The 11,510-nt window shown below is 46.1% G+C and carries 15 protein-coding genes; 14 read left to right on the top strand and 1 reads right to left on the bottom strand.

The features are described 5' to 3' along the window. Positions 1-84 precede the first annotated feature (84 nt). Genes rpmH through rsmG form a run of 8 tightly spaced genes read left to right on the top strand, consistent with a single transcriptional unit; the run spans position 85 to position 7,025 of the window. Complete coding sequence (gene rpmH / locus ACZ50P_RS17315) at positions 85-234, top strand: 50S ribosomal protein L34 (RefSeq protein WP_262555132.1); 150 nt, start codon at positions 85-87, stop codon at positions 232-234. Next, complete coding sequence (gene rnpA, locus ACZ50P_RS17310) at positions 224-583, top strand: ribonuclease P protein component (RefSeq protein ID WP_262555134.1); 360 nt, start codon at positions 224-226, stop codon at positions 581-583. The genes rpmH and rnpA overlap by 11 nt, the downstream gene beginning before the upstream one ends. Then, on the top strand, positions 498-821 hold the full coding sequence (gene yidD / locus ACZ50P_RS17305; protein WP_464119146.1) for a membrane protein insertion efficiency factor YidD: 324 nt from the start codon (positions 498-500) through the stop codon (positions 819-821). The genes rnpA and yidD overlap by 86 nt, the downstream gene beginning before the upstream one ends. Beyond that, positions 805-2,421, top strand: coding sequence for a membrane protein insertase YidC (gene yidC, locus ACZ50P_RS17300; protein WP_464132608.1), 1,617 nt, complete (start codon positions 805-807; stop codon positions 2,419-2,421). The genes yidD and yidC overlap by 17 nt, the downstream gene beginning before the upstream one ends. A gap of 47 nt (positions 2,422-2,468) precedes the next feature. Next, on the top strand, positions 2,469-3,029 hold the full coding sequence (locus tag ACZ50P_RS17295; protein ID WP_464132605.1) for a Jag family protein: 561 nt from the start codon (positions 2,469-2,471) through the stop codon (positions 3,027-3,029). 18 nt (positions 3,030-3,047) lie between these two features. Continuing rightward, the gene (mnmE, locus tag ACZ50P_RS17290) at positions 3,048-4,478 is read left to right on the top strand and encodes a tRNA uridine-5-carboxymethylaminomethyl(34) synthesis GTPase MnmE (RefSeq protein ID WP_464132603.1); all 1,431 of its coding nucleotides are present in this window, start codon (positions 3,048-3,050) and stop codon (positions 4,476-4,478) included. A gap of 2 nt (positions 4,479-4,480) precedes the next feature. Then, on the top strand, positions 4,481-6,409 hold the full coding sequence (mnmG, locus tag ACZ50P_RS17285; RefSeq protein WP_464132600.1) for a tRNA uridine-5-carboxymethylaminomethyl(34) synthesis enzyme MnmG: 1,929 nt from the start codon (positions 4,481-4,483) through the stop codon (positions 6,407-6,409). Continuing rightward, a complete protein-coding gene (gene rsmG / locus ACZ50P_RS17280) occupies positions 6,360-7,025 on the top strand; it encodes a 16S rRNA (guanine(527)-N(7))-methyltransferase RsmG (protein WP_464132598.1) in 666 nt (221 codons plus the stop codon). The genes mnmG and rsmG overlap by 50 nt, the downstream gene beginning before the upstream one ends. Positions 7,026-7,045: 20 nt before the next feature. On the opposite strand, the gene ACZ50P_RS17275 is transcribed toward rsmG, so the two are convergent. After that, a complete protein-coding gene (locus ACZ50P_RS17275) occupies positions 7,046-7,537 on the bottom strand; it encodes a hypothetical protein (protein ID WP_464132595.1) in 492 nt (163 codons plus the stop codon). A gap of 127 nt (positions 7,538-7,664) precedes the next feature. Here ACZ50P_RS17275 and ACZ50P_RS17270 point away from each other — a divergent pair, with 127 nt between their 5' ends. The 6 genes from ACZ50P_RS17270 (at position 7,665) to atpH (ending at position 11,508) form a co-directional block, all read left to right on the top strand. Beyond that, positions 7,665-8,477, top strand: a complete 813-nt coding sequence (locus tag ACZ50P_RS17270; RefSeq protein ID WP_464119133.1) for a ParA family protein — start codon at positions 7,665-7,667, stop codon at positions 8,475-8,477. Between the two features lie 14 nt (positions 8,478-8,491). Then, positions 8,492-9,508, top strand: coding sequence for a ParB/RepB/Spo0J family partition protein (locus ACZ50P_RS17265; protein ID WP_464132593.1), 1,017 nt, complete (start codon positions 8,492-8,494; stop codon positions 9,506-9,508). Further along, positions 9,499-9,864, top strand: coding sequence for a bactofilin family protein (locus ACZ50P_RS17260; RefSeq protein ID WP_262555149.1), 366 nt, complete (start codon positions 9,499-9,501; stop codon positions 9,862-9,864). The genes ACZ50P_RS17265 and ACZ50P_RS17260 overlap by 10 nt, the downstream gene beginning before the upstream one ends. A 95-nt stretch (positions 9,865-9,959) precedes the next feature. Continuing rightward, the gene (locus ACZ50P_RS17255; protein ID WP_464132591.1) at positions 9,960-10,394 is read left to right on the top strand and encodes an ATP synthase F0 subunit B; all 435 of its coding nucleotides are present in this window, start codon (positions 9,960-9,962) and stop codon (positions 10,392-10,394) included. A 12-nt stretch (positions 10,395-10,406) separates the two neighbouring features. Continuing rightward, the gene (locus ACZ50P_RS17250; protein ID WP_464119127.1) at positions 10,407-10,955 is read left to right on the top strand and encodes a F0F1 ATP synthase subunit B family protein; all 549 of its coding nucleotides are present in this window, start codon (positions 10,407-10,409) and stop codon (positions 10,953-10,955) included. A gap of 4 nt (positions 10,956-10,959) precedes the next feature. Continuing rightward, complete coding sequence (gene atpH, locus ACZ50P_RS17245; protein ID WP_464119126.1) at positions 10,960-11,508, top strand: ATP synthase F1 subunit delta; 549 nt, start codon at positions 10,960-10,962, stop codon at positions 11,506-11,508. The last annotated feature ends 2 nt before the right edge of the window (positions 11,509-11,510 follow it).

Genomic DNA, 11,510 nt, shown 5'->3' with positions numbered 1-11,510 from the left:
TAGTTGTAACCAACTTTGTGGAATACATATATAGGTGTCTTTGACGTCAGTTAGCGTCGTAAAAAAACCCTGGGGAGAATAGTAATGAAACGTACATACCAACCATCCAATAAACGTCGTAAAACCACTCACGGTTTCCGCGCTCGTATGGCTACTAAATCTGGTCAAGAAGTTCTTAATCGTCGTCGCGCTAAAGGTAGAAAGCGTTTGACGGTTTCTACTGGTGGAAAATAACTCTCCACAAGTTATTAAGCGAAGTTCTGAGTTTCTCTCTCTAAAACAAAACGGGAAAAGACACTGGCCTACAAAGTGGTTGCTTCTGAATTATCAGAAGAACCAGGTGGGTCAGTTGCGTTTTGGCGTAACTGCTAGTCGTAAAACCGGCTCGGCCGTTGTGCGCAATAAGTTGAAACGCTGGACGAGAGAGTATTTCAGAAGCTTCCTTGTGGCGGGACATCCCCTTGAAGCTGACATCAATCTCATTTTTAAACCAATGGATGCAAACTTTTACAAAGGCCTCAGTCATGAGGAATTTGTTAAAGCTTTGGACCGGGGTTTGGAAACTCTACGAAAACACCTCTAAGTATATCTTGTGGCTGTTGATTGGAGCTTACCGAACTCTGGGGACCACTCATTTGGGTGGATCATGTCGTTTCGAGCCTAGCTGCTCTGCCTATGCCCTTGAAGCTATAAAGACTCATCATACACACAGTGCTCTGTGGTTAATAACCAAAAGAGTGTGCAAGTGCCGACCGGGGGGACCTTATGGGTACGATCCGGTACCGCCTGCAAAGGGAGTAATCCATGCAACAAAAGAATAATCCGTCGTTCTTCGATCCGAAAACCCTTCTTGCTGTTGCCGCTGTGGCAATCGCTTATTATGGCTGGAATACTTATCTGGCTAAAAAGTATCCAAACTATAACAAACCAAAGACTCAATCTGAGCAAACTGTCGGCGCCACATCGGGCGCAACTCCTTCTGAATCGGCCGCAGCTTCTGCAAATACTGTTGATACAAAATCTGAAATCGTGACGGCGCCGGCTGTAGCGAAAGAATTCCACTTTGAAAATGACAAAGTATCTTTCGTTGTAACCAGTTTCGGTATGGGGTTGAAGAATTACACCATCAACAACTATCAGGATAAAGAAAAGAACAATATCAAACTAGGTGTGTCCCAGGCTGATGGTTTGTTTGAAATGCGCTGGGCAGGGGATGTTAAGCCTCTGAATTTTGATCTGGCTGAACAAGCTCCTGGTCATTATATCGGTACCGCGCAAGTTGGTGAAACAGTTGTAAAAAGAGAGTTGAAGTTCAACACCGAAACCTCCTCTTTCACAAACACGATCTCTGTATCAAGTCCAACAGAAGAACTTAAAAAGGGCTTCTCTTTATTGATTCCAGAGACTATTCACACACCCGCATCCACTTCCTTCTTGTTCCCTTCTTATGAACATCAGGATTTCTTTGTTACCCACAGCGCGGGTAAGCATGAGACCGTGAACTTCAGTAACTCCAAAGAGAATGTATCAAAGGACTTCACCGGTGCATCTTTGGTTTCTGTGAGCTCTCAGTACTTTGCGGCGGCTATTCTGGATAAGTCTGATGTTATCCCTGAAGTTAAATTGAATGCCCAGATTAACAACAAGACTGCTATGGCGGAGCTAGTTTACAAACCGGCTCAGATTAAGTCTGAAATGACCTTCTCTGAGATCTTCTATGCGGGTCCTAAATCCATTGATGCTTTAAAAGCAGTGGACCCTGAGATGGCTAGCCTGATTGATTTTGGTTTCTTTGGCTTTATCGCTCGTCCACTTCTTTATGTGATGAAAGCTGCACATTCTGTTGTCGGTAACTGGGGTTTTGCGATTATTATCCTGACCTTGCTGGTTCGTCTTTGTGTACTGCCGTTTAACATCATGTCCTTCAAGTCCATGAAGGCGATGCAAAAGGTTCAGCCGATCATTCAGGGTCTTCGTGAAAAATACAAAGAAGATCCAATGCGTTTGAATCAGGAAATGATGGCTGTGATGAAGCAAAACGGAGCAAATCCATTGGGTGGCTGTTTACCGATGTTGTTGCAGATTCCGGTGTTCTTCGCGCTTTATCGTGTGATCGGTTCTTCCATCGAGCTTTACAATTCTCCGTTCATCTTCTGGATCACGGATTTGAGCTCTCACGATAAGTTCTATGTGTTGCCGGTATCTATGGCGGTCTTCATGTATATCCAGCAAAAACTCACTCCGAGCACGATGGATCCGACTCAAGCGAAAATCATGGCGTTCCTGCCTGTGGTGTTCTCTTTGTTCATGTTGCAGCTGCCAAGTGGTTTGACTCTTTATATGGTGATCAGCACGTTGTTCGGTATCATCCAGCAGTATCTGATCATGAGAGAACCGAAAGCTGCCACGGCCAAGGCGTAACTGGCCATTTTTGATTTGAATTTTTATTATTTTATATAGGAGGCAAAATGGGTTTTTTTAGTAAGCTTTTCGGGGGGAAAAGCAAAAGTGCTAATAGCGAAGTAGAAGCACTGGTTGAAAAAACGCTTGAGGGAATCATCGAGAAAGCTCAATTTGAACTTTCTTTTGAACTGTCCACCGAAAAAGACGACGACGGTTCGACAACATTGGCTATTCAGTTTTCTGGAGCTGATGAAGAGATTCTTAAGGATAAAAAAGGACAGATGTTGGATGCTTTCCAATTGTTCCTTAAGCGCGTGATCCAGCACAATTTCCCTGACGATAAAACAAACATCACAGTGGACTGCGGTGGTTACCGCGATGAATCCGCAAATGCTTTGATTGAGCGTGCAGAGAATCTAAAAGCAATCTGCATCGAGCAAGGAAAGTCTGTTTATTACAGAGCTCTTCCGCCGAAAGACAGAAAAGTTGTTCATCAGTACCTTGCCAAGGATCCGCGTGTGAAAAGCCGCTCTTTGGGTGACGGTCTGTACAAAAAAATCAAAATCTATCCTGCAAAAGGCGGTAACGCCAACAATTCAGGTAATGAGGAAGCGGCTCACGACTAGTGAGCCCAGGTGGGGCCTATGATCCGCGGAGATCGTGATAAAGATACAATTTGTGCGATCTCCACTCCTCATGGAGTGGGTGGAATCTCTGTCATCAGAGTTAGCGGGCCCCAGACTCTTTCTATTGTCTCCAAGCTTTGTTCTTTTTTGCCCGAACATCCTGAGTCTCATAAAGTTTATTTCGGTAATCTGAAAAATGCCCAGACGGGTGATGAGATTGACGAGGTCTTGGCAACCTATTTCAAACAGGGCCGCTCTTTCACCGGTGAGGAAGTTATTGAGATTTCCTGTCACGGAAGCCCACTTATTTGTCAGAGTATCCTGAATCAGCTCATTCAACTGGGGGCTCGTGCCGCGGACCGCGGTGAGTTTACCTACCGTGCGTTTATGAACGGGAAGCTTGATCTGGTTCAGGCCGAATCCGTTTTATCTTTGATCGAATCGCAAAGTCAGCAGGCAGCCAAGTTGGCTCTTCGCCAGCTGAAGGGTTCGTTGTCTGAAAAGCTAGAGAAAGTGGAAGATGACATGACCTGGATTTTGGCGCACGCCGAAGCCAGTATTGATTTTTCCACCGAAGGCATCGAAGTCATCGAAGACAATGTGGTGCAGGTTCGCCTACGCAAAGTTGAAGCTGTTTTGAAAGAATTGGTGGCGACGTTTAAAGTCGGACGCCTTCTGAAAGACGGATTCCGCGTTGTTTTGACCGGTCTTCCCAATGTCGGAAAATCCAGTTTATTGAATTTGTTCCTGGAAGATGAACGTGCCATCGTGACCGATATCCCCGGGACCACCCGCGATGTTATTCACGGGGATACCAGCTTTGAAGGCGTAAAGTTCACGTTTGTGGACACGGCTGGCCTGCGGGATCAGGCAACAGATCTGGTTGAGCGCATTGGGATTCAGAAAAGCTATGAGGCGCAGAATGAATCCGATGTGGTGTTCTTCGTTTTTGATATTGAAAAGGGTTTAAGCTCTGAAGAGTTGCTGATCTTGGATTCTTTAGAGCCTCAGAAGACCTATATTTTGGCCAATAAAACCGACAAAATTGGGGGGTCTAAACCCCTGGAAACTGTCGAAAAAGCCCTTAAAAACAGTAAATTTTTCCAAAAAATTGGCGACAGCCCGGCTTTCTTCACAAGAAGGGTGTTCTTTGTCAGCGCTCTTGATAAAAAGGTGCGTTCTGAAGTGCTCCAAAGCCTGGTGAAGGAATTCGCGGACTTGCAGGTGGAAAACACAGTTTTGATTTCCAATGCCCGTCACTATGAAAACCTCAATCGTGCTTTGGAGAACACACAACGTTCTCAATCAGTTGTGGATCAAGGCATGGGCGCTGAGTTTTTGGCTCTTGAGCTTAAAGAAGCTCTCATTGCGATTCACGAAACTTTAGGGAAGCGGTTTGATGATCAGATCATGGACCGAGTCTTTAAAGAGTTTTGTATCGGGAAATAAATATGGCGAATAAAAAGTATGATGTGATTGTTGTCGGTGCCGGTCATGCGGGTATCGAGGCCTGTTTGTCGTCGGCGCGTTTGGGTTTAAACACTCTGATGGTGACCACAAACACGGATCGCATCGGTTATATGAGTTGCAATCCTTCCATTGGTGGTCTTGCCAAAGGGCACATGGTTCGTGAAATCGATGTGCTGGGTGGACAGATGGGTGTTGCAGCTGATGAAACCTGCATCCAATACAAACGCCTTAATGCCTCCAAAGGTCCCGCAGTTCGTGGGACGCGCGTACAGAATGACAAACATCTTTATTCGCAGTTTCAAAAGAATGCCCTGTTCAATCAACCCAATCTGGAAGTTCTTCAGGGTGAGGTCAAACGCCTGATTCTTGAGAAGGATCTGTGTGTGGGTGTGGTTCTTCAGGATGGCTCTGAAATTTTCGCTAAAGCGACGATCATCACCACTGGTACTTTCATGAATGGAGTGATGCACATCGGTCTTCGCCAGGAGGCGGGTGGCCGTGTGGGGGACAAGCCATCCATTGGTTTGTCAGATCAATTGGCTCAGTTCGGGTTTGAAGTAAAACGACTGAAGACCGGGACGCCAGCGCGTCTTTTGAAAGATTCCATTGACTGGTCAAAAACGGTTCCTCAGGGCGGCGATGAAAAGGTTTATCCTTTCAGTTATAAGTCCTCTGACAAACTCAAGCTGCCGCAGGTGTTGTGTTACCTGACTCGCACGACAGAGAAAACCCACGAAATCATCCGTGGGAACCTGGATAAGTCCCCGATGTATTGTGGAATTATTGAAGGTATCGGACCTCGATACTGTCCGTCTATCGAAGATAAGATCACTCGTTTTGCGGAAAGAACCAGCCATCAAACATTCCTGGAGCCGGAAGGTCTTTCCACGGATTTGATTTATCTTCAGGGCATTTCAACCAGTCTTCCGGAAGAGGTTCAGGATCAGTTCTTGAAAACAATCCCGGGACTTGAAAACGTCAAAGTCGCTCGCTACGGCTATGCCGTCGAATATGATTATATCGAGCCCACTCAGATCTGGCATCGACTGGAAACCAGAACGATTCGTCAGCTTTTCCTGGCGGGTCAGATCAACGGCACCTCCGGTTATGAGGAAGCAGCTGCTCAAGGTTTGATTGCGGGTATCAACGCGGCTCATAGTATTTTGGGCCGTGACGAGTTCATTTTGGGCCGTGATCAAGCCTATATGGGTGTGATGATCGACGATCTTGTGACGAAGGGGACGCGTGAGCCGTATCGTATGTTTACATCTCGCGCAGAGCACCGACTAGTTTTGCGAGAAGATAATACTATCGATAGGTTGAGTGATATCGGTATGAAGTTGGGTCTTGTTCCGGCGGAGTCTTACGAGCTTTTGAGCAAGTTGCGAGAACGCCGTCAGATTTTGCATGATCGACTTCGCAATACGGTTGTTTATCCGACCAAAGATGTGCAGCAGATTCTTGCGACCATACCGACTCCAGCTATGACAAAGTCTCTGACTTTCGAGGAGTTGCTGCGACGCCCTGAGCTTACCAGTTCACATCTGGAACTGCTGAATTTTGAGCTGGATCCGGATCCAAATGTGGTTGAACCGGTCGAGATTGAAGTGAAGTACTCGGGTTATGTAAAGAGACAGATGGACCTGATCGTTCAGTCCAAAAGAATGGAAGAAATGGTTCTTCCAGACGGTCTTTCTTACAGTGAGATTCGTGGTCTTTCTAATGAAGAGAAAGATAAGCTGCAACGCGTTAAGCCACGGACCTTAGGTCAAGCTCAAAGGATAAGTGGTGTTAATCCTTCGGCCATTCAGGCTATAATGATTCATCTTAAAGGTCATAAGAAGATCAAGGAGATGGATCTTGAAGGACAACAAGGAACAGGAAGCGCCGATAATACACTGGCGCATTGATGAGTGGTTTCCCGATTTAAGTCCAGATTTAAGAACTAGACTAAAGACGTATCATGAAGAGCTGATTAAGTTCAATCGAACGGTGAATCTGATTTCACCCAAGACGCTCTTCGTGGCCGATGCGCTTCACTTTGCGGACGCCATTCTAGCCTCTCAAGTAATTTATAAGGCTAACCCTAAGATCGATAAGATTTTTGATTTGGGAAGCGGTAATGGCTTTCCGGGGTTGGTTTTTGCCCTTTTGTATCCGCAGGTCCAGGTCGTTTTGATTGAGTCGGATATTAAAAAGGTTGAGTTCTTAAAACACATGGCTGCCATGCTGAAAGCGTCTAATTGTACGGTCGAACACAGAACAGTGGAATCGATGCCGGATAACTCTATGCAGTTCGTGATGGCTCGTGGTTTTAACTCTATTTCAAAGGCCATCATGCTTGTGCGCAAAAGCGTCCCAAAGGGTGGTGCTTTTTATCATCTTAAGAGCGAAGAGTGGGGGATTGAGGTGGGAGAAATCCCGACTCAGCTTTGCTCTATTTGGTCGCCTTCGCTAGTGGGGGAATATAAGCTTCCGGTGGGGGCTGTGAAGTTTTCCGTGGTAAAAACGGAGAAAATCGCCTGAATGTTCCACGTGGAACATGTCTAATGACCCCCGGCCGCTGGTTCGGGGGTTTTTTCTTGCCCTAAACCGGCTTCTTTCATTCTTTCTTTTGCATCCCAGGTTCTTTTTGCGTTTCTAAGGCGTTTTTCCGTCTGATAGGAGTCCCACTCCTGGGGATCAGGCCATGGATCACCTTTTTTAAATGCCTTGGAATAAGATTTCTTAGCCTCGCGCTTGCGGGCATCGACTTTTAACTCAAGATACTGTTTTTCCTGCTCCAGCCGGACAATTCTTTCTTTCGACTCGCGCACACGCTTTTGAGCGTACTTTATTTGACCTGTTTGAGGGACCACGTCAGACAATTCCTTTTCGAACCCTTCTAAGTTCTTCTTTTCTGCTTCCAGAAGCTGACTTGTTTCTGCAGCGTTAGCTTGAAGATCATTGAAGATCGGATCCTTCAACTCGGGGTTGGGATCGGGTTTGTTGCAGGCAACGAGGCTTAAACTAAGGATGATCAGACAAATTATTCGCATAAAAACACGTGTTCCACGTGGAACATCGGAAAAAACGCATAAAAACATAAGGTGTGGCGCGAAAAACTGGTCTTTATTCTTGAATGTTCACGCGATTCGAGCGACTTTTTCTACTCAAGGAGGAAAAATGGCAAAAACAATCTGTATAGCGAATCAAAAGGGTGGTGTTGGTAAGACAACGACGTCTGTAAACCTCTCCTCTGCCTTGGCTTCTCTTGGTAAAAGAGTTCTTTTGATCGACATGGATCCACAAGGTAACGCCTCCAGCGGTTTGGGTATCAAAAGATACGAAAGCCAGGATGCGAATAGCTACCATGTGCTTATCGGTGAAAAAACTCTTTCAGAGGCTACTCAAAAAACTTCCAATCCAAATTTGCAAGTATCCACGGCTAATCCTGATCTGGTGGGCGCGGAAATTGAATTGGTTGATATGCCGCAGCGTGAATACCGTCTAAAACAGGCGATTGCCACTGTGGCTGATCAATATGACTTCGTGATCATCGATTGCCCACCATCTTTGGGGCTTTTGACTTTGAACTCCCTGAATGCGGCGGACAGTTTCTTGGTGCCTCTGCAGTGTGAGTACTATGCGCTTGAAGGGCTTAGTCAGCTTTTGAATACTGCAGGACTAATCAAAAAGAATTTGAATCCTCAATTGCATATCGAAGGCATCGTTCTGACGATGTTTGATATTCGAAATAATCTAAGTCACCAAGTTGTGACCGAGATTAAAAACCACTTTGGCGAGAAAGTATTCAACGCCATCATTCCAAGAAATGTACGCCTATCCGAGGCACCAAGCCATGGTCAGTCCATCTTCGAATACGACAGCAAATCCATTGGCGCAACTAGATACCTAGAGCTTGCCCGCGAAGTGATCGCCCGTTCCGAGGTGAAAACGACGTCCGAGGCGGCTCCACACGCAGAACAGATGGCATAAGAGGGGAATTATAAATGTCTGATATTGCTGTTGAATCCTCAAACAATAAGAAAAAGGGACTGGGCCGAGGCCTAGGTTCCTTGTTGGGTGGCCCAGCTCCGGCGGCCGAAGCTCCAGTGGCGAAGGCCCCAGCTGCACCTATTAATAATGTGAACTCCACGCCAGCTCCTGCACCAGCAGCTGCGCCTCAGGTAGTAGCAACACCCGTTGCCCCTCCCGTAGATCCTGAGAGCAAAATCTGGAAGGTTGCTATCGACAAACTTTCGCCAGGCCAATATCAGCCGCGTAAGCAGTTTGATAAAGAACCCCTGCAAGAGCTGGCTCAATCTATTAAAGAAAACGGTATTCTTCAGCCAATCGTGGCGCGCAGAACCGCTTCCGGAAAATTGGAAATTGTCGCAGGGGAGCGTCGTTGGAGAGCATCCCAACTGGCGGGCTTGCATGAAGTTCCAGTTATCCTGAAGAATTACGATGACAAACAAGCGCTGGAACTGGCGATTGTTGAGAATATTCAACGTGAAGATCTGAATCCAATTGAGGAAGCAGAAGGTTACTCCCGTCTGATTTCTGAATTTAAGTTGTCGCAACAGCAAGTGGCTGAAAAAGTAGGCCGTGACCGTGCGACGGTTGCCAATGCGGTTCGTCTTCTTTCCTTGCCAGAGCCGGTGAAAGAAATGATCTCCGGAAACGAACTTTCCGTCGGCCACGCCAAAGTTCTTCTTTCTTTACAAGATCCAAAGAAGCAGATCGAATTTGCGAAGAAAGTGCTGAACGAAAAAATCGCGGTTCGTAAGCTTGAAAAAATGGTGCAGGCGGTCGTAAAGGGCCAAGAGGAAGTTGAAGAGGCGCCAACTTTTGATTCTAATGTAACCCAGCGTTTGATTTCTGGTTTGAGCGATGAGCTTCAGAAAATGCTGGGAACAAAAGTGAACATTGATTATGCCAATTCAAAAGGTAAAATCAGCATTCATTTCTATTCCGATGACGAACTAACCAACTTGGTAGATAGGCTTAAAGAAGGATGGCAGTAGGACTTTCCCCCGCACTTCAAGAAGATCTTCTTTCTGGTCATGTGACAGCGATCCTTGACCAGGGGACCCATTTCGAAGGAAAGCTCAGCTTCGAGGGGACTGTTCAGATCGGCGGAGACTTTAAGGGGGAAATCTTTACTAAGGACACCATCGTGATCAATGAGGGGGCCTCTGTGACCGCCCAAATTGAGGCCGACACCATCGTTATTTCCGGCCGGGTAGAGGGAAATCTCTTTGCCCGCCGCAGGGTTATCATGCACCCTCCCGCTATATTCAAAGGCACCGTAACATCTCCAAGTCTACGCATTGATGAAGGGGTTGTTTTTGAAGGGGCTTCATACATGCCTAAGTCTTAGGCAGTCCAACATTATCAGTTAGAAATACGCCTTGACCTGTTCTGTCCCCCAATGCTAATCCCGAAGGTCAAAAAATCAGTAGGGATTTCAACCAAATGGACATTTTTGGACAACTAGGTATCAATACCACGGCAGTCATTCAGTTTGTGCTCTTTGCAATCGCCTTGATCTTCTTGAGCAAGGTTGTATTCGCTCCTTATGCTCATGCATTGGAGGAAAGAGAAAGAAGAACCAAAGGCGGGGAAGACCTTGCCCTTGAGTACCAAAACAAATCCATCGAATTGCAGACAGAATACGAAACAAAAGTGCGTGATCTGAATGCTCAGATGAAATCCATCATCGATGCTGCGAAAACTCAGGCAACAAAAGACTATGAGTCTTTGGTTGCCAAGGCGCGCACAGAGTCTGAAGCTCTTGTTCAGAACAATAGAACAAAAATCACCACAGCGGTTTCATCTGCGGCAGCGGATTTGAAATCTCAAACAAATGCTGTGGCAATGGCAATCACTAGCAAGCTTCTTGGTAAATAAGAGAGACACACTATGAAATTGATCTTGAATCTTATGGTATTGTTGGCTCCTGCGGCTGTATTGGCAGCGGGTGGACATGGTGGTGAGGGTATTCCTAAGGCAGTCATGTACCAGGCGATCAACGTTGTGATCCTTGTTGCAGGTCTTATTTACTTCACAAAAGATGGTATTGTTTCTTTCTTCGCAGGCAGAAAAACAGCTTATCTTGAGGCTGCTCAGAAATCTGCTTTTGCGCGTGAGCAAGCTGAAAAAGAATTCGTGGATATCAAATCCAAATTGGCAAATTTAGATCAGACTCGTGAAGAGAACCTGCGCAAAGCACAGACTCATGCAGAAGAGCTGAAGAAGCAAATTTTGGACGAGGCTGCTGATGTATCCAAGCGCATTCAAAACGATGCGGAACTGACTGTGAAGTTGGAAGTTCAGCGTGCGCAGAAGGAACTTCGTTCTCAGCTATTGAAAGATTCTGTCGAGGCGGCTCGCATCGTTTTGACGAAGGATCTTGGGTCAGCAGATCAACAAAAATTGCAAAAAGATTTCATCAACAACGTTGGAGTGTAAGCCGATGAGAGTCAGCGAGATTTCCAAAAGATACGCGAAAGCCCTTTTGGCTGTAGCAAAACAAAAAGGCATCCACTCCCAGGTATTTGGTGAACTGCAAACACTGGTACAGTCTTTTGCGGCCGATGCATCTGTAAAAAATTATTTCGAAAATCCTATGGTCAGCTCTGATCAAAAGGTTGCCGCAGTAAAAGCGGCTTTGTCAGGCAAAGGTGTGTCTGAAGAAGTCGTAAATACACTGGTTCTTTTGGCAGAAAAAAACCGCATGGACATCCTTGGTCAAATGGCGATCGCCTTCCGCGATCTTCTGGATATTGAAGAAGGTGTGACCCGCGGTGTGGTTCGCTCTGCTCAGCCTTTGACCGCTGATGCGCAAAAAGAGATCGAACAGAAAATTAACAAAGTTTTGAATAAGAAAATCGTTCTGACGTACGAACAGGATTCCAAACTGCTTGGGGGCGTTGTTGCCTCTGTAGGCGGCTGGACTTTCGATGACAGCATCGACACACATCTTAAAAAATTGAATGAAGAATTAAACAGGAGAGCCAACTAAAA

Source organism: Bdellovibrio sp. CKG001, from assembly GCF_055397465.1.
Note: the sequence above shows the minus strand (reverse complement) of the source record. Positions and strands in the feature narration are given on the sequence as shown.